A 16,632-nucleotide genomic window follows, 5' to 3' on the forward strand; every position below is an offset into this window, starting at 1 on the left:
CACGGGGGCGCTGTGCGAGGGGACGTTGTACGGGGACGGGGGGTGCGGCGCCCGCGTCGGGGCGGCGCCGCTGCATGGTGCCGGTACGGATGTCGGTCAGACGTGGCGGCGATCAGGCGTGACGGCAACAGACCGCGGACATACAGCGGCAGAGATCGACATGCAGGCGCTCCACGAGCGGGACGCTCGCGGCATCGAGGGTGCGCACTGCTGTCTTCATGGCAAGTACGTTAACACTTGAACTTTGAGGACCTCAAAGGTCTTCTTTGAGAGGGGCCGTCAGGTCCGGTGCCGGTCCGAGCCCGGGACCGCACGCGGGGACGGCGTACGCCCGCTGGAGACGGGCGCGCGCAACGGCCCACGTCGGCCGCCGAAGTCCCCGTGCCCACCGGGAAACAGCGGCGGACACGGCGCGCGGAGCGGCCGCGGCGGGAACGACGGAGCCCCGGCACCGGGTCGGTGACTCCGGCGCCGGGGCTCCGAGAAGGAATCCGGGCACGTGCGAGACAGGTGACGCGCACGACATGACACTCACGGTGCGACGCACACGAATGTGACGTACGCGACGTGCCGCGGGACCGGCGCGTCGTCCGAACGACGCCGCGCACGCGGCCCGAGCGCGCGGGCCCGGGCCGTCCCGGCCCGCTCGTCAGGGGGCGACGTGGTCCTCGCGGGTCCGGTTCTCCTCAAGGCGCTCCTTGACGCGCTCGATCTTCGGCGCGATCTGGGCGGACATCTCGTCACGCTGCTTGCGCAGCAGCACGTAGCTGAGCGGCGCGGAGAGGACGAGGGCGAGGAGGATCACCCACACGACGTAGGAGTCGCGAGCCCCGGCGGGGGCCAGGCCGAAGTGCACGGCCACGGCTGCGACGAGGAAGCAGCCGATGAAGATGCTGAGGCGCATCGCGGTGTACCGAATGGTCGCGCTCGGCCTTGCAACGGACACAGTTGGCCCCTCTCTCGGCGTATGACGGTCTGCGATCCCGCCCGACCAGTGAAGCATGCCCCGGAATCGAGCAGTTCGGAGGGCTGCGCCAAAGGGCCGAAAAGGCGGCCGGGCCGGTACGAGAACCGGCGCCGGAAGCCCGCACCGGGAGGGCGGGCGCGGGGGCACGGGGCGCACGGGGCATGCGGGGCACATGGGCCGCGCGGGGCACATGGGCCGCTCGGGGCACATGGGCCGCTCGGGGCACATGGGCCGCTCGGGGCACATGGGCCATGCAGGCCCCTCCGCCGCCGTCAGCCGAGCGGCAGCAGCATGATGATCTCGTCACGGTCGTCCCCGGCGGCGACCCGGATCGCGTCGGGCACCCGCCCGACCTCCTTGTACCCGCACGAGGCGTAGAACCGTTCGATTCCGGCGCCGCCCCGGCAGGTGAGCCGGACGGCCTCGATCCCCGGTATCCCGCGGGCGGCCTCGGCCGCGGCGTCCATCAGGTCGCGCCCGTACCCCTTGCCCTGGTGGCGCGGGTGGACCATCACCGTGTAGAGCCAGAGCCAGTGCTCCATGAGCCGGTGCGTGTTGAGGGTCAGAAAGGCCGTGGCGGCCACGGCGCCGTCCTCGTCGCGGCCGACCAGCAGCCGGCTGCGCCCCCCGACCAGGGCGTCGAGGTGCTTGGCCAGTTCCGGCCGGATGTCGTCAGCGGTGACGGGAGGCACGAAGCCGACCGCGCCGCCCGCGTTGGAGACGTCGGTCCACAGTTCGGTGATGCCGTCCCGCAGTATGCCGTCGACCTGGGGATCCAACTCAAAGGTAAGCGCCATAGGCGAAGATTAACCATTACTCGTTCCTCGCCTCAAGCGCCGCCGCGGAGGCGGGCGGGCACGCGAAAGCCCCGGCCGCCCGTACCGGGGCAGCCGGGGCTCTGCCGCGAAGCCGTCGGGCTCCGCGCGCCGTCCCGCGTCAGACGCGCATCGGCTGGGGCGACTCGCGCCGCTCCGCGTCCGGGCCCGGGTACTCGCGGATGATCTCGTACCGGGTGTTGCGCTCGACGGGCCGGAAGCCCGCGTCGCGGATCAGGTCGAGCAGGTCCTCGCGGCCGAGCTTGTTCGGCGTGCCGTAGTTGTCCGCGTCGTGCGTGATCTTGTACTCGACGACCGAGCCGTCCATGTCGTCGGCGCCGTGCTGGAGCGCGAGCTGGGCGGTCTGCACGCCGTGCATCACCCAGAACACCTTGACGTGCGGGACGTTGTCGAACAGCAGCCGCGAGACCGCGAAGGTCTTCAGCGCCTCCGCGCCGGTCGCCATCGTCGTGCGCGCCTGGAGCTTGTTGCGGACCTTGCCGTCCTTCATGTCCACGAAGTCGTGCTGGTAGCGCAGCGGGATGAAGACCTGGAAGCCGCCCGTCTCGTCCTGGAGCTCGCGCAGCCGCAGCACGTGGTCGACCCGGTGCCGGGGCTCCTCGATGTGCCCGTACAGCATGGTCGCCGGGGTCTTGAGCCCCTTCTCGTGCGCCAGGCGGTGGATGCGCGACCAGTCCTCCCAGTGGGTGTCGTGGTCGACGATGTGCTGGCGGACCTCCCAGTCGAAGATCTCCGCGCCGCCGCCGGTCAGCGACTCCAGACCGGCCTCGATCAGCTCGTCGAGGATCTCGGAGGCGGAGAGCCCGGAGATGGTCTCGAAGTGATGGATCTCGGTGGCGGTGAACGCCTTGAGGGAGACCTGCGGCAGGGCCTCCTTCAGCGCGCTGAGCGAGCGCGGGTAGTAGCGCCACGGCAGGGTGGGGTGGAGCCCGTTGACGATGTGCAGCTCGGTGAGGTTCTCGCCCTCCATGGCCTTCGCGAGGCGGACCGCCTCCTCGATGCGCATCGTGTACGCGTCCTTCTCGCCCGGCTTGCGCTGGAACGAGCAGTAGGCGCACGAGGCGGTGCACACATTGGTCATGTTCAGGTGACGGTTGACGTTGAAGTGGACCACGTCGCCGTTCTTGCGGGTGCGCACCTCGTGGGCGAGGCCACCGAGCCAGGCCAGGTCGTCCGACTCGTAGAGGGCGATGCCGTCCTCCCGCGTCAGCCGCTCCCCCGCGCGGACCTTCTCCTCCAGTTCGCGCTTGAGCCCGACGTCCATGCGGCTGCCTCCCAGGTGTCGACGTTCTGTGCCTCATCCCGGCGCCTACCGGGCGAAACCCCCGGCCGGCCGGGGGTTCCACCACGTTACGCCTACACCTCTTCGGGGAGCTCCCCGACCCGGTTCTCCCACTTGGTGGAGAGCACGATCGTGGTGCGGGTGCGCGAGACGCCCCTGGTGCCGCTGAGCCGGCGGATGGTCCGCTCCAGCCCGTCCACGTCACCGACGCGCACCTTGAGCATGTACGAGTCGTCGCCCGCGATGAACCAGGCGTCCTCGATCTCCGCCAGGTCCTTCAGCCGGCGCGCCACGTCCTCGTGATCGGCCGCGTCGGAGAGCGAGATGCCGATCAGGGCCGTGACCCCGAGCCCCAGGGCCGCGGCGTCGACGGTGGCGCGGTACCCGGTGATGACACCGGCGGATTCCAGCCGGTTGATGCGGTCGGTGACGCTGGGCCCGGAGAGCCCCACCAGCCGCCCCAGCTCGGCGTACGAGGCCCTGCCGTTCTCCCTGAGTGCCTGGATGAGCTGCCTGTCCACCGCGTCCATGTGACTGAAACCTTCCATTGTTCAGCAGTATCGCGAGTTTACGTGTAGAATCTAAGGCATGCAGGCTTCATCGCCTGCAAAACTTCTCGAACATCCCACAAAACGCTTTCGAATCTTCAGGAGTGAGAACACCGTGTACTCGATCGAGATGGCCTACGCCCGTATGCGCGAGCTGCAGGATCTGGCCAACCGCTCGCGTGCCCACCAACCCGCCGCCGCTCGTCGCCTCGACCGGGCCCGCACCGGACGCGCGCCGAAGAAGCGCTGACCACGGGCTGCGCGGGCTCAGTCCGATGGGCCGGCGGAGCCGCCACCGAGTTCTCCCTCCCATCGGCGGTACAGGCCGTGCGGCACCCCCGCCGCGTCCAGTACCCGCCCCGCGACGAAGTCCACCAGATCCTGGATGTGCGTCGCCCCCGCGTAGAAGCCCGGAGAGGCGGGCAGCACCACGGCGCCCGCCTCGTCCAGGCTCACCAGATGCTTCAGCGTCTGCCCGTTCAACGGGGCCTCCCGCACCGTGACGACCAGCTTCCGCCGCTCCTTGAGCGTCACGCTCGCGGCCCGCTGGAGCAGGTCCTTCGAGAGCCCCAACGCCACCCCGGCCACGCACGCCGTCGAGGCCGGCACGATCAGCATCCCCTTCGCCGGGTACGAGCCCGAGGACGGCCCGGCGCCGAGGTCGCCGGCCGCCCAGTGCCGCACCCGGTCCAGCTCCGCCCCGCCCACGTCGAAGGTGTGCGGCTTCCCGTCCGCGCCCCGCGCCAGCCAGGTCCGCAGGTCCTCCCGCCAGTGCCCGTCCCGGAACGCGATCCCGGTCTCGTCCAGCAGGGTCAGCCGCGACGCCCGGCTCACCACCAGGTCCACGCTCTCCCCCGCGGCCAGCAGACCGCGCAGCACCGCGGCGGCGAAAGGGGTGCCTGAAGCGCCGGAAACCCCCACAATCCAAGGCTGCCGCCGCTGCTGACTCACTGAAGTCCCGGAATCCACATCTCCGAGCCTATCCGGCCCCCTGCCCCCGCAGCCGTGCGCCCGGACCCGGACAGCCGGAACCGGACAGCCGGAACCGCGCGGGGCTCCCGGACGTTCTGACCTTCTGAGCGGCGCGAGACCCGCGAGCCCCCCCCGGGACGCGAGCCCCCCGGGATGCGGGACCAGCAGGACGCGGGACCAGCAGGACGCGGGACCAGCAGGACGCGGGACCGCCGAGGCCGGCCGCGACGACCGGACGGAACGCGAAGAACGGGGGACGGACACGATGACCGCATGGCCGGAACGCGGGGCCGCCCCCGGCCGCCCGACCGGGCCGCCCCCGCGCCCGCTCGGCCGGGTGAGGGCCGCGGCCGGACTGATGCTGGGCTGGGTGGCCCTGCTCTGGCTGCTGGAGGCCGTGGACGCGGCGACGGGCAACGCCCTGGACGCCTACGGGATCGAGCCGCGCCGCCCCGCCGAGCTTCTGGACATCGTGCCCGCCGCCTTCATCCACTTCGGCTTCGACCATGTCGCGGCCAACAGCGTGCCGCTGCTGGTCTTCGGCTTCCTGGCCGCGCTGAGCGGCATCCGCCGCTTCCTGGCCGTCGCGGCGCTGATCATCGTGGTGGACGGCCTGGGCGTCTGGCTGGTCTCGCCCGCCCACTCCATCACGGCGGGGGCCTCCGGGCTGATCTTCGGCCTCTTCGGCTACCTGCTGGTGCGCGGCTTCGTCGACCGAAGACCCCTCGACATCGTCGTCGGCCTGCTGGTCGGCGCGACCTGGGGCTCGTCGGTCCTGCTGGGCATCACCCCCACCGACGCCTCGGTCAGCTGGCAGGGCCACCTGTTCGGGCTGATCGCGGGCGTGGCCGCGGCTTTCGTCTTCCGCCGCCGCCCGCTGCCGGCCCCCCGCCTGTGACGGCCGGCGGCCCGCGACCCGCGAGGGTCGCGGGTGTCCCCGCCCTCGACGGCGGGCCGCCCTCCTCCTACACCGTCAGGCCGCCTACACCGTCAGGCCGCGCACCACCAGATCCAGCAGAGCGCACACGAACAGCGCTATCCCGATGAAGCCGTTGACGGAGAAGAACGCCCGGTTCAGCCGGGACAGGTCGTGCGGGCGCACCACCCGGTGCTCGTAGACGAAGGCGACGGCGACGACGGCCATGCCGATCCAGTACAGCACCCCCGCCCCGGTGGCCAGGCCGAACCAGACCAGCAGCCCGGTCGTCACCACGTGGGAGACCCGGGCCCCCCACAGCGCGGCCGGGATCCCGAACCGGGCCGGCACCGACCGCACCCCGTGCGCCCGGTCCGCCTGCACGTCCTGGCAGGCGAAGATCAGGTCGAAGCCGCCGATCCAGATCCCGACCGCGAGACCGAGGATCACCGCCTCCCAGGACCAGCTGCCGGTGACCGCCAGCCAGGCGCCGATCGGCCCCATGGCCTGGGCGATGCCCAGGATGGCGTGCGGATAGGTGGTGAACCGCTTGCCGTACGGGTACACCACCATCGGTACGACGGCGATCGGCGCGAGCGCCAGGCAGAGCGGGTTCAGCAGGGCCGCCGCCCCGAGGAAGACCACGACGGCGACGAGCGCGCCCGTCCACGCCGAGCGCACCGAGACCGCGCCGGTGACCAGCTCACGGCTCGCGGTGCGCGGGTTGCGGGCGTCGATCTCCCGGTCGATGATCCGGTTGCAGGCCATCGCGAAGGTCCGCAGCCCCACCATCGCGACGGTGACGAGCAGCAGCTCGACCCAGTGGACCGACTTGTCGGCCCGGAACATCGCGGTCAGCGCCGCGATGTACGCGAAGGGCAGCGCGAAGACCGAGTGCTCGATCATCACCAGCCGCAGGAACGCCTTCACCTTGCTGTTCGGCCGCACGGGCTCCGAGCCCAGTGCGGCGTCGGCGGCGCTCACAGTCCGTACTCCTTCCACCGGCGGTCGACCTTCGCCGCCGTCTCCGGGTCGGACTCGACCATGTCCGGCCAGCCGCCGTCCCGGGTGTATCCCTCCTCGGGCCACTTCCGGGTCGCGTCGATGCCCGCCTTGCCGCCCCAGAACTGCTGGTAGGAGGCGTGGTCGAGGTGGTCGACCGGCCCCTCGGCGACGGTCAGGTCGCGCGCGTAGTCGGTGTTGCCCAGCGCCCGCCACGCCACCTCGTGCAGGTCGTGGACGTCGCAGTCGGAGTCCACCACCACGATCAGCTTGGTCAGCGACATCATGTGCGCCCCCCAGACGGCACTCATGACCTTCTGGGCGTGCTTGGGGTACTTCTTGTCGATCGAGACGATCGCGCAGTTGTGGAAGCCGCCCGCCTCCGGCAGGTGGTAGTCCACGATGTCCGGCACGATGATCTTGAGGAGCGGGAGGAAGAACCGCTCGGTGGCCCGCCCCAGCGGCCCGTCCTCGGTCGGCGGCCGGCCCACCACGATCGACTGGAGCAGCGGACGCCTCCGCATGGTCACGCAGTCGATGGTCAGCGCGGGGAACGGCTCCTGCGGGGTGTAGAAGCCGGTGTGGTCGCCGAACGGCCCCTCCGGCAGCATCTTCCCCGGCTCCAGCCAGCCCTCCAGGACGACCTCCGCCTGCGCCGGGACCTGGAGCGGCACGGTCTTGCAGTCGACCATCTCGATCCGCTTGCCCTGGACGAACCCGGCGAACAGGTACTCGTCGATGTCCCCCGGCAGCGGGGCCGTGGAGGCGTACGTCACCGCGGGCGGCGCGCCGAACGCGATCGCGACCGGCAGCCGCTCGCCGCGCCGGGCGGCGACCTGGTAGTGGTTGCGGCTGTCCTTGTGGATCTGCCAGTGCATCCCGATGGTGCGCCGGTCGTGCCGCTGGAGCCGGTAGAGGCCCAGGTTCCGCACGCCGGTCTCGGGGTGCTTGGTGTGGGTGAGCCCGAGGTTGAAGAACGAGCCGCCGTCCTTGGGCCAGGTGAAGAGCGCGGGCAGCCGGTCGAGGTCCACGTCCTCCCCGGTCAGGACGACCTCCTGCACCGGGGCGCTGTCCGCCTTCACCTTCTTCGGCGGCACGTGCACCATCGAGCCGAGCTTGCCGAACGCCTCCCGCACCCCGACGAAGCCGTGCGGCAGCTCCGGCTTGAGCAGCCCGCCGATCTTCTCGCCGATCTCGGCGTACGACTTCAGCCCGAGCGCCTTGAGCAGCCGCCGGTCGGTCCCGAAGACGTTCATGGCCAGGGGCATCGAGGACCCCTTGACGTTCTCGAAGAGCAGGGCCGGACCACCCGCCTTGTTCACCCGGTCGACGATCTCGCCGACCTCCAGGTAGGGGTCCACCTCGGCCTTGATGCGCTTGAGGTCGCCCTCGCGCTCCAGCGCCCGGAGCAGGGAACGAAGATCGTCATAAGCCATGCCGTCCAGTTTGTCATCACCGCCCCCGATCACCGGGGGTGGGCCGGTCCCGGCGGGCGGCGTGGTGCCCGGTGGCGGATGCCCGGCTCCGGGCCGGGCCGTCGGTGGTACCGGTTACCCTGGGCCCACCACCGGGGCGGACAAGCCCTGCCAACTCTCCTCAGGGGGACCTTCCATCATGTTCCGGGCCTTGATGTATCTCCTGCCTCTGGCTCTGACGATCTACGCGTTCATCGACTGCCTGAACACCCCCGAGGACGAGGCCAAGCATCTGCCGAAGATCGCCTGGGTCTTCATCATCCTGCTGTTCTGGATCGTGGGCCCGATCGTGTGGCTGGCCGCGGGCAAGATGCGGACGGCGCCCGCCGGGGGCCGGACGCCGTCCGAATGGCACCGCAACCACCGCACGCAGTGGGTGGCCCCGGACGACAATCCGGAGTTCCTGAAGACGCTGCGCGAGGAGAACAAGAAGGACGAGTCGGTCCTCAAGGACTGGGAGGCGGATCTGCGCCGCCGCGAGGAGGAGCTCAAGCGCCGCGAGCGCGGGTCCTCGGGGCCGGAGGAGTCGGCGCCGCCCGCCTCCTGACCGGTCCGGACCGAAGCCCTCCGCCCGGACCGAAGCCCTCCGGTCGTACCGCGCCCGGTCCGGGCGGTCGACCGGAGCGCTCCGGTCCCGCGCCCGGTCCGGGCGGTCACGGACACCGCCGCAGTCACCACCACGGCCACCGCGTGTCGCCCGACGCCCGGTGGCCGTCGTTGTTCTCCGGCCGGCCCCGGACGGACCCCGGCCCCCACCGGCAGTCCTCCGCCTCCGGCCCTCCCCGGCCTCCCCTGCCCTTCCCCGCCTTCGGTCCTTGCCTGCCTTCGGCCCTTCGGTCCTTCCTCTTCCGTCCTTCTCGCCCTGCGCCCCGCTCGCGACACGCGTTCGAAAATCCTCTTCTTGGCTCAACTCCCCGTCGATATCCTTGTGTTGACGGTATGACAGATCGTCTCGGCAACGGCGCGGGGGGTGCTGTGGAGAGAGAGCTGTACGGTCGTGAGCCGGTCTTCGACGACGACGGGCTCGCGGCGCGTCTGACCGGTCTCGCCCCGTACGGCTCGGCGCGGGTCGCCTACGAGCACCATGACGATCCACCGGTCGCCGTGTTCACCGGGGGACGCGGCATGGGCAAGACGGCCGTGCTGAAGCAGCTGCGCCAGCAGTACCGGGAGATCACCCCGGTCGCCCTGCTCGACTGCGAGGCGGTCGAGCCGCCCGCCGACCCCGGGCCGGGCTGGACCCCCGTGACCGGTGCGCTGCCGGAGCTCGCCGCGCAGCTGACGGCGCGGGTGCGGGCGGCGCGGCCGGTGCCGTTCCCCCGGCTCGGCCTGGGCCTGGTGGCGGTCGCCTCGATCTCCTGGACCCGGGAGGACGAGACCCGGGCGCGGCGGGACCTCCAGGCGCTGGGCCCGGTGCTGGCGACCGTCGACACCCGGGGCGACGCGGCGACCGGCTGGGTCGCCAAGGTGCTGACGAAGCTGGCGGCCAGCGCCTTCGACGCGGTGGCCCCGCTGGCCGGACTGGTCGCGGAGGCCACGGTCGAGACGGTGCTGGAGGAGTCGTTCGGCCGGTTCCAGCGGCGGTCGGCGGACTGGTACGGGAGCTATCCGCACGCGGGCGGCAACGGCCGGATCGGGCTGCGGCAGCTGGCGGTCGACTTCGAGCGCGGCGGCGATCTGCGTCGCCGGGCCGAGGACCACCTGGTGCTGGCGCTGGTCGCGGACCTGGTGCGGGCGTACCAGGGCCTGGCCTGGGGCGCCCGGCGGGGCCGCCCGGTGCTGCTGCTGGACAACGCGCACACCGAGCTGGGCCGTCGGCTGGTCGAGCCGCTGCTGCGGCAGCGGGCCGCCGGGGTCCGGGACCGGATCGCCGTGTTCGCCGCCTCCCGGACCCGGGACCACGAGGGGCTGAGCCACGCCGCGCGCAGGCGGCTGCCCGAGGTGGCGCACGGTTCGCACTGGGCACGCGGTTCGGAGGTGACCTCGGGGATCCTGGCCGTGGAGCTGACGCCGCTGGGCCCGGCGGACGTGCGGGCGGCGTTCGACCGGCACGACCCGGCGGGCCGCGCCCCGGCCGGGCTGGCGCGCGGGGTGCACCGGCTGACCGGCGGGCGGCCGCTGGGGGTGGCGCTGCTGGCCCGGGCCACCGGCGAGGCGCTGGCCCGCGAGACGTCGCGCCCGGGCGCGACGGGAGGGGCGCCCGCGGCGGGAGGGGCGGACGGCGGTCCGGCGGCGGCCCTGGTGCCGGGGGCGCTGCTGGACCTCGCGGTGGAGCTGCGCGAGGACCGGCCGCCGGTGCGGGTGGCCGGCGAGCTGCTGGCGCGGCTGGTGCCGGGGCAGTCGCTCGACGTGCTGTGCGTGCTGGCCGCCGCGCACGGTGAGGAGTCGGCGCGGCTGCTGGCGACGGACCGGCTGCGCGGCCGGTCGCCGGAGGGCGACGCGGCGCTGCGGGTGCGGGACGCGCTGCGGGCGCAGGACTGGCCGGTCGGCCCCGAGTTCTTCGTCGCCGATCCGCTGCTGCGCGCGCTGCTGCTGCACCGGCTGCGCTTCCAGGACGACGACCACCCGGACTACGCGGTGTGGCGCGCGGTGCACGAGACGCTCCGTACGGCGTACGCGCCCGGGGGCCGTCTGCCGAGCGTGCCGCACCGGCTGCACCAGGAGCTGGTGCTGGGCCGGCCCCGGGACTGCGTGACCCATCTGCGGGAGCGGTTCCCGGGCCCGGACGTGACGGGCTGGCTCGACGCGCTGCGGTTCATCGCCTCGGCTCCGTACCCGCGCGTGCCCGGCCGCGGCGGACCCGATCCGCGGCGGGCGGTGGCGCTGGGCCGGGAGGCGACGGCGGCGCTGCCGGACGCGGAGACCGGGCTCGCGGGGCTCGACGAACGGGCCGCGGAGCTCCAGTCGCTGCTGCGCAGGCTGCTGCACGCGGTGTGGCTGCTGTCCGATCCGCTGGTCCTGCCGGACGACGAGGTGATCGAGCGGATGGCGTACGAACTGCGGCAGCTGTCCGGCAGGCACCCGTCGGGCAACAGCGTGCTGTGGGACGCGGCGACGCACTGGCCCAGGGACATCAGGGCCTGGCGGCCGCTGTCCATGCCGCCGGGAGCGCCGCCCGGGCCGCCGGGCCGGATGACGGGCGGCGGGGGCGGTGCGGGCAACACCACGGGCCCGGGCACAGGCGGGGCGGGCACGGGCGGAGCGGGCGGGACCGGCGGCCGCCGGTCCGGGGAGGACGGCTCGGATGCGTAATCCACTGCGGTACCGCCTCTGGTACACGGCGCGGCAGCGGGTCGTCACCTCGGTGGTGGCGGGCGCCCTGCTCGTCACGTCCGGCTGGTACGGCATCGGCCGGCTCACCGCTCCCGAGGACCGCTCCTGCGCGCCGGGCGTGGCGCGGCCGACGGGCAGCGAGGAGTGCGTGGGCGTCGCGGGCGACGGCTACGACTTCGGGCGTCCGAAGCTCACCGCGGTCGCCGCGGCCATCGCCCGGGAGAACGCCGCGCTGAAGCCCGGCCGGTACGCGACGGTCGCGCTGCTGCTGCCGCTGACGTCGCGGGACGACGCGATGCAGACGAAGATGCGGCGCGAGCTCCAGGGCGCGTTCGCCGCGCAGTACCGGGCCAACCATCTGTCGAACGGCCAGGTGTCCGGGATCCGGCTGGTGCTCGCCAACACCGGCGACAACAACCTGCTGTGGCGGCCGACGGTGGAACGGCTGAAGCGGATGACCGGGGCGCCGGACCATCTGCGCGCCGTGTCCGGGGTGGCCACCAGCAGCACCCAGGTCAGGGACGCGGTCAAGGAGCTGACCGCGGCGCACATCGCGGTCGTCGGCACCACGATCACCGCCGACGACATCGCCAACGGCCCGGACCGCGACCCGTTCCCGGGGCTGGCCCGGGTGTCGCCGACCAACCAGGACGAGGCGCGGGCGCTGGCCCACTTCGGTCGGGTCAAGGCGGACAAGGCGCTGCTGGTCCAGGACACCCGTACCGGTGACCACTACACGGACACGCTGCGGACGGCGTTCACCGCGCTGCTGAAGGGCACCCGCTACGAACCGCAGCTGTTCACCTCGCGCCGCGACCCGAACGACGAGGGCACCACGGCCAACACCTTCCAGCAGATCACGCATCTGATCTGCGACACGGACGCGGACACGGTGTTCTTCGCCGGACGCCACACCCAGTTGCGGCAGTTCATCAACGCGCTCGGCTCCCGGGGCTGCCAGAACCGCCCGTTCACGATCCTGACCGGCGACGAGGGCTCCTACCTCGGCGACGACCGGAAGCTCGACCGGGGCGCGCTGCGGCGCGGGGTGACGGTCCGCTACGCCTCGCTGGCGCACCCCGACACCTGGGCGCCGGCGGCGGGCCGCGGGCCCGGGGCGGCGACGGGCGGCTCCCCGGCGGACTACCAGGGCTTCCTGGACCTGCTGGCCGTGGTGGGGAAGAAGCCCGCGGGCCCGATCGGCCCGGTCGGGCACCAGGACCTGACGGACGGGCAGATCATCATCGCGCACGACGCGATGACGCTGGCGGTGCACGGCATCCGGCAGGCGACCCCGGAGGGCAAGCGGCTGCCGGACCCCGGTGACGTGGGCGAGCAGTGGCCGAGGGTGAAGGGTTCGCTGCGGGTGCCGGGGGCCAGTGGCTGGATCTGCCTGGACAACCACGGGAACCCGTACAACAAGGCGGTGCCGGTGGTGGAGCTGGCGCCCGAGGACGCCCGTCAGCGGTTCGTGGCGATCGCCTGGCCGCAGCGGACGCCGCCGGATCCGAGGTGCCTGCCGCCGTCCTCGGCCCCGTGAGGCGGCGCGCGAGGGGCTGCCATGCGCCGCGCTCGCCGGGCACGCCAAGGCCCGCGCCCCCGCGACGGCGCGCTCGCCAGGTACGCCCGGTCCCACGCCCCGCTCGCACCGCGGCGGTCCCGGCTCACGCCCCGGCGGCGTACTCCTCGCGCAGTGCCGCCCAGCGCACCGGCGTCCACGCCGACCAGTCGGCGGGGCGGCCGTCGAGCGCGTCCAGGAGGTAGAGGAAGTGGTCGTGCCAGCCGGCCAGGCAGTCCAGGCGCAGCTCGTCGTCGCCCCGGATCTCGTGGGTGAAGCGCAGCAGCACATGGTCGCCGCGCGGCGGCTCCAGATGGAAGCGGATCCGGCCGCACGGCTCCCCGAGGGTGTATTCGGCGACCCGTTCGACGTCCCAGGCGGTGACGGTGCCGGAGGCGACCGCGGCGCTCCCCTCCCGGTCGGTGGTGAGCCGGTGCAGCGTGACCGCCCCGCCGACGCGCGGTTCGAACGGGTCGGCGGCGGCCAGCCAGCCGGCCAGGCCCTCGGCGCCGGCGACGGCCGTCCACACCCTGGGGACGGGATACGGCAGCCGCAGCAGGAACCGCAGGGTGTGCAGGTCGCCCTCGGTCTCGCTGGTGCCGTGCTCGAAGGCGGGGGTGGCGTCGGTCATGGTTCCAGCGTGGCCCGGCCGCGCCCGGTCCGCACCCGTACCGCCCGGCGCCGGTACGGCACGCGCCCGCACGGACACGGTCCGTACGGGCGCGGGTCGCCGGGCGTGAGCCGGCGGGTGCGGGTCGCCGGGCATGGGCCGGCGGGCGTGGGGAGGGGTCAGACGCCGGCGTAGGAGTGCTTGCCGTTGACGAAGATGTTCACGCCGTAGTAGTTGAACAGCCAGCAGCCGAAGGCGATGAGCGCCAGATAGGCGGCCTTGCGGCCCTTCCAGCCGGCGGTCGCGCGGGCGTGCAGGTAGCAGGCGTAGGCGACCCAGGTGATGAAGGACCAGACCTCCTTGGGGTCCCAGCCCCAGTAGCGGCCCCACGCGTCACCGGCCCAGATCGCGCCCGCGATGATCGTGAACGTCCACAGCGGGAAGACCGCGGCGTTGATCCGGTACGAGAACTTGTCGAGCGACCCGGCGGCGGGCAGCCGGGACAGCACGGACCGGGCGAACGCCCCGGGCTGCCGGCCGGCCGCGAGCTTGGCCTCGTAGCTGTCGCGGAACAGGTAGAGCAGGGTGGCGACCGCGCCGATGTAGAAGACGGCGCCGCAGAGGATGGCGGTGGAGACGTGGATCCACAGCCAGTACGAGTGCAGCGCGGGCACCAGCTGGTCGCTGGCGGTGTAGAGCAGCGTGGTCGCGATGCCCAGGTCCAGCAGGACGGTGGTGACCAGGAGCAGCCCCATCCAGCGGACGTTCTTCTTCAGGGCGAGGAGGAGCAGGTACGCGCCGACCGCCACCGTGGAGAAGGTGATGGAGAACTCGTACATGTTGCCCCAGGGGGCGCGCTGCACGGAGAGCGCGCGGGCGACGACGCCGCCCGCCTGCACCAGGAAGGCGAGCACGGTCATGGAGATCGCGATGCGGCCGTACAGGTCGCCCTGGAACGTGCCGCCGGCCGCGCCCGGCCCGTCCGGGACGTCGCGGGAGCCCGCGGCGGCGCGCGTGACGATCTTCGGGCGGTCGAGCACGGCGGTGCCGCCGCCCTGCCGGGCCGCCCGGGCCGGAGCCGCGGCGGCGGTCCCCTCGCCCTCGGCGCCGGTCAGGGCGGCGGCGGTGCGGCCGACCTTGCTGCGGCTGCCGAACACCCACTCCGCGATGTGCGCGAAGAAGGCGAGGGTGTAGACGGCCATGGACGAATAGATCAGCACATTGCTGGTCTGCGCCAGGCTCTCGTTGGTTGCGGCGGCGAGATTCACTTCTCAGCCCCTTCGGCGGGTTCTACGGAGGATTCTTCGGCGGTGTCCGGGGCCGACGCGGGGGCCGCGTCGGTCACCGGGTCCGGGTCGGTCACCGTGTCCGGGTCGGGCGCGGCGGGTCCTTCGGCCGTGGCCGCCGCGGCGGCCACGGGGTCCGGTTCGGCCGCGTCGGACGCCGGGTCCGGGTCGGGCGCGCCGGGCGCTTCGGTGTGCAGCGCGGCCGCGAGTTCGGCGAGCTCCTCGGGGAGCCGGGCGGACTCGCTGCGGCCGAGGCCCGCCATCTCGACGACGGTGACGCCGTCCGCGCCGCGCACGGCCCGCACCCAGACCCGCCGCCGCTGGATGAACAGCGAGCCCGCGAGGCCGACGATCGCGGTGGCCGAGCCGCCGAGCGCCCAGCCGCTGGCGGGCTGCTCGGTGATCTGGAAGCTGGCCCACTCCTCGACGCCCTCGAAGGTGATCGACGCCGAGCCGTCGGGCAGCTTCATCGTGTCGCCGACCGCGAGGCGCTGCTTGAGCGGTTCGCCCTTGGCGTCGTTGAACGGCTTCATCTTCGTCTTGTCGAGCTGGTACACGTTCTGCGGCAGCCCGGAGTCGACGCCGAGGCTTCCGTGGTAGGCGTTGAGCGCGAGCACCGGCATGTCGGCGGCCGGGAACTGGGAGAACATCGTGCCCTTGCCGTCGCCGGCGAAGGTCGGCACGAAGAACGCCTGGAAGCCCAGCTGGTCCTTCTTGCCGTTCTTGTCGCGGTAGCCGTCCATCACCTTGATCGCACCGGTCGAGGTGACGTTGTTGTCGATGGGCAGCAGCGGCACCGCGCTGCGGTAGACCACCTCGCCGGAGGCGTCCTTGACGGAGACGACCGGCGCGTAGCCGTGCGCGTTCAGATAGACCTTGGTGCCGTCGACGACGAGCGGCTCGTTGACCTTGATGACGGTCTTGTGCGGCTTGCCGTAGGCGCCCTTCTCGTACGTCACATGGGCCTCGAAGGTCCGTGCCGTCCCGACCTGGGGGCCGCTGCGCTCGTACGTGCCGATGAAGTCGTCGAGCCGGAAGCTGAACGGGGTCAGCGCCCCGTTGTCGAACAACGAGCCGGACTTGAAGTCGTCGTACTGGGGCAGCGTGTTGGAGAAGCCGTCGCCCTCGACGATCAGCTTTCCGCCCTCGGACTTGAAGAGCTGGCCGTAGCCGAACGCCACCAGCATCACGATCAGCGCGACGTGGAAGGCGAGGTTCCCGGCCTCGCGCAGATAACCCTTCTCGGCGGCGACCGCGTCCCCCACGACGTGGGCGCGGAAGCGGCGCCGGCGCACCAGGGCGAGCGCGGCCTCGCGGACCTGCTCGGGCTCGGCCTCGGTGCGCCAGGTGGTGTACGCGGGCAACCGGGTCAGGCGCCGGGGGGCGCCCGGCGGGCGGCCGCGCAGCTGGCCGATGAACTGGCCGGTGCGCGGCACGATGCAGCCGATGAGCGAGACGAACAGCAGGATGTAGATCGCGGAGAACCACACCGAGCTGTAGACGTCGAAGAACTGGAGCTTCTCGTAGATCGGCGCGAGGGTGGTGTGGGCCTCCTTGAAGGTCCGCACCTTGAGCTCGTCCACGCTGTTCTGCGGGATCAGCGAGCCGGGGATGGCGCCGAGCGACAGCAGGAAGAGCAGGATCAGCGCGACCCGCATCGAGGTGAGCTGCCGCCAGAACCAGCGGGCCCAGCCGATGACGCCCATGGCGGGCGGGGCCGCCGCGGTCTCCTCGCGGGGGGCGGTGGAGAGCCGGGAGCCCGCCGCGTCGAGTTCCCGGGCGTTCTCCCCGGGGCCCGGGTCGCGGGCGTCGTTCTCGTGCGCGTCGTCGTTCCCGTCGGCGGGCGCGGGCCCGTTCCGGTCGCGGCGCGCGTCGGTCGCGTTGGACTTGGTGTTGCTCATGGAACC

General features: G+C 72.7%; 15 protein-coding genes. 5 read left to right on the forward strand and 10 right to left on the reverse strand.

All coding sequences use genetic code 11. From position 1 onward, the window contains the following. Window positions 1-649: 649 nt before the first annotated feature. The 4 genes from WA762_RS19095 to WA762_RS19110 all read right to left on the reverse strand — a co-directional run bounded on the left by WA762_RS19095 (window position 650) and on the right by WA762_RS19110 (window position 3,615). Window positions 650-946, reverse strand: a complete 297-nt coding sequence (locus WA762_RS19095; RefSeq protein WP_335937077.1) for a DUF4229 domain-containing protein — start codon at window positions 944-946, stop codon at window positions 650-652. Between the two features lie 293 nt (window positions 947-1,239). Further along, the gene (locus WA762_RS19100; RefSeq protein WP_335937078.1) at window positions 1,240-1,764 is read right to left on the reverse strand and encodes a GNAT family N-acetyltransferase; all 525 of its coding nucleotides are present in this window, start codon (window positions 1,762-1,764) and stop codon (window positions 1,240-1,242) included. 139 nt (window positions 1,765-1,903) lie between these two features. Beyond that, window positions 1,904-3,067 (reverse strand): aminofutalosine synthase MqnE, encoded by a 1,164-nt coding sequence (mqnE, locus tag WA762_RS19105; RefSeq protein WP_335937079.1) that lies wholly within the window; start codon window positions 3,065-3,067, stop codon window positions 1,904-1,906. A gap of 92 nt (window positions 3,068-3,159) precedes the next feature. Further along, a complete protein-coding gene (locus tag WA762_RS19110) occupies window positions 3,160-3,615 on the reverse strand; it encodes an Lrp/AsnC family transcriptional regulator (RefSeq protein WP_335937080.1) in 456 nt (151 codons plus the stop codon). A gap of 58 nt (window positions 3,616-3,673) precedes the next feature. Between WA762_RS19110 and WA762_RS19115 the strand changes: the two genes are divergently transcribed. Further along, entirely contained in the window at window positions 3,674-3,883 is a 210-nt protein-coding gene (locus WA762_RS19115; RefSeq protein ID WP_335937146.1) for a hypothetical protein, read from the forward strand. 17 nt (window positions 3,884-3,900) lie between these two features. Here the strand turns inward: WA762_RS19115 and WA762_RS19120 are convergent, their stop codons facing one another. Next, window positions 3,901-4,584 (reverse strand): UbiX family flavin prenyltransferase, encoded by a 684-nt coding sequence (locus WA762_RS19120; protein WP_335937081.1) that lies wholly within the window; start codon window positions 4,582-4,584, stop codon window positions 3,901-3,903. 379 nt (window positions 4,585-4,963) lie between these two features. Between WA762_RS19120 and WA762_RS19125 the strand changes: the two genes are divergently transcribed. Further along, window positions 4,964-5,503 carry a rhomboid family intramembrane serine protease gene (locus tag WA762_RS19125; protein WP_335937140.1) on the forward strand — a complete coding sequence of 180 codons (540 nt, stop codon included), beginning with the start codon at window positions 4,964-4,966 and terminating at the stop codon, window positions 5,501-5,503. Between the two features lie 84 nt (window positions 5,504-5,587). Here the strand turns inward: WA762_RS19125 and mqnP are convergent, their stop codons facing one another. Together mqnP and WA762_RS19135 are read right to left on the reverse strand one after the other, a co-directional pair. Then, window positions 5,588-6,505: a menaquinone biosynthesis prenyltransferase MqnP gene (gene mqnP, locus WA762_RS19130; protein ID WP_335937082.1), complete on the reverse strand. Its 918-nt coding sequence runs from the start codon at window positions 6,503-6,505 to the stop codon at window positions 5,588-5,590. Then, window positions 6,502-7,959, reverse strand: a complete 1,458-nt coding sequence (locus WA762_RS19135) for a menaquinone biosynthesis decarboxylase (RefSeq protein ID WP_335937083.1) — start codon at window positions 7,957-7,959, stop codon at window positions 6,502-6,504. Before WA762_RS19135 ends, mqnP begins: the two co-directional genes overlap by 4 nt. Before the next feature lie 178 nt (window positions 7,960-8,137). Between WA762_RS19135 and WA762_RS19140 the strand changes: the two genes are divergently transcribed. The 3 genes from WA762_RS19140 to WA762_RS19150 all read left to right on the forward strand — a co-directional run bounded on the left by WA762_RS19140 (window position 8,138) and on the right by WA762_RS19150 (window position 12,811). Next, window positions 8,138-8,545, forward strand: coding sequence for a PLD nuclease N-terminal domain-containing protein (locus WA762_RS19140; protein ID WP_335937084.1), 408 nt, complete (start codon window positions 8,138-8,140; stop codon window positions 8,543-8,545). A gap of 392 nt (window positions 8,546-8,937) precedes the next feature. After that, the gene (locus WA762_RS19145) at window positions 8,938-11,250 is read left to right on the forward strand and encodes a hypothetical protein (RefSeq protein ID WP_335937085.1); all 2,313 of its coding nucleotides are present in this window, start codon (window positions 8,938-8,940) and stop codon (window positions 11,248-11,250) included. After that, on the forward strand, window positions 11,243-12,811 hold the full coding sequence (locus WA762_RS19150; RefSeq protein ID WP_335937086.1) for an ABC transporter substrate-binding protein: 1,569 nt from the start codon (window positions 11,243-11,245) through the stop codon (window positions 12,809-12,811). The genes WA762_RS19145 and WA762_RS19150 overlap by 8 nt, the downstream gene beginning before the upstream one ends. A 124-nt stretch (window positions 12,812-12,935) precedes the next feature. Here WA762_RS19150 and WA762_RS19155 read toward each other — a convergent pair whose 3' ends face one another. The 3 genes from WA762_RS19155 to resB form a co-directional block, all read right to left on the reverse strand. Continuing rightward, complete coding sequence (locus WA762_RS19155; protein ID WP_335937087.1) at window positions 12,936-13,460, reverse strand: SRPBCC domain-containing protein; 525 nt, start codon at window positions 13,458-13,460, stop codon at window positions 12,936-12,938. Window positions 13,461-13,618: 158 nt separating this feature from the next. After that, window positions 13,619-14,707 (reverse strand): c-type cytochrome biogenesis protein CcsB, encoded by a 1,089-nt coding sequence (ccsB, locus tag WA762_RS19160; RefSeq protein WP_335937088.1) that lies wholly within the window; start codon window positions 14,705-14,707, stop codon window positions 13,619-13,621. Next, the gene (gene resB / locus WA762_RS19165; RefSeq protein ID WP_335937089.1) at window positions 14,704-16,626 is read right to left on the reverse strand and encodes a cytochrome c biogenesis protein ResB; all 1,923 of its coding nucleotides are present in this window, start codon (window positions 16,624-16,626) and stop codon (window positions 14,704-14,706) included. Before resB ends, ccsB begins: the two co-directional genes overlap by 4 nt. Between the last annotated feature and the right edge of the window lie 6 nt (window positions 16,627-16,632).

The sequence above is a fragment of the Streptomyces tyrfis genome (genome assembly GCF_037034285.1).
Classification (GTDB): domain Bacteria; phylum Actinomycetota; class Actinomycetes; order Streptomycetales; family Streptomycetaceae; genus Streptomyces.

Excerpts from the sequence above, each read along its gene's own strand:
- WA762_RS19150 (WP_335937086.1), top strand. The coding sequence starts at position 11,243 with ATGCGTAATCCACTGCGGTACCGCCTCTGGTACACGGCGCGGCAGCGG.
- WA762_RS19155 (WP_335937087.1), bottom strand. The coding sequence starts at position 13,460 with ATGACCGACGCCACCCCCGCCTTCGAGCACGGCACCAGCGAGACCGAG.
- WA762_RS19110 (WP_335937080.1), bottom strand. The coding sequence starts at position 3,615 with ATGGACGCGGTGGACAGGCAGCTCATCCAGGCACTCAGGGAGAACGGC.
- WA762_RS19140 (WP_335937084.1), top strand. The coding sequence starts at position 8,138 with ATGTTCCGGGCCTTGATGTATCTCCTGCCTCTGGCTCTGACGATCTAC.
- WA762_RS19115 (WP_335937146.1), top strand. The coding sequence starts at position 3,674 with ATGCAGGCTTCATCGCCTGCAAAACTTCTCGAACATCCCACAAAACGC.
- WA762_RS19100 (WP_335937078.1), bottom strand. The coding sequence starts at position 1,764 with ATGGCGCTTACCTTTGAGTTGGATCCCCAGGTCGACGGCATACTGCGG.
- WA762_RS19145 (WP_335937085.1), top strand. The coding sequence starts at position 8,938 with ATGACAGATCGTCTCGGCAACGGCGCGGGGGGTGCTGTGGAGAGAGAG.
- mqnE (WP_335937079.1), bottom strand. The coding sequence starts at position 3,067 with ATGGACGTCGGGCTCAAGCGCGAACTGGAGGAGAAGGTCCGCGCGGGG.
- WA762_RS19135 (WP_335937083.1), bottom strand. The coding sequence starts at position 7,959 with ATGGCTTATGACGATCTTCGTTCCCTGCTCCGGGCGCTGGAGCGCGAG.
- WA762_RS19125 (WP_335937140.1), top strand. The coding sequence starts at position 4,964 with ATGCTGGGCTGGGTGGCCCTGCTCTGGCTGCTGGAGGCCGTGGACGCG.
- resB (WP_335937089.1), bottom strand. The coding sequence starts at position 16,626 with ATGAGCAACACCAAGTCCAACGCGACCGACGCGCGCCGCGACCGGAAC.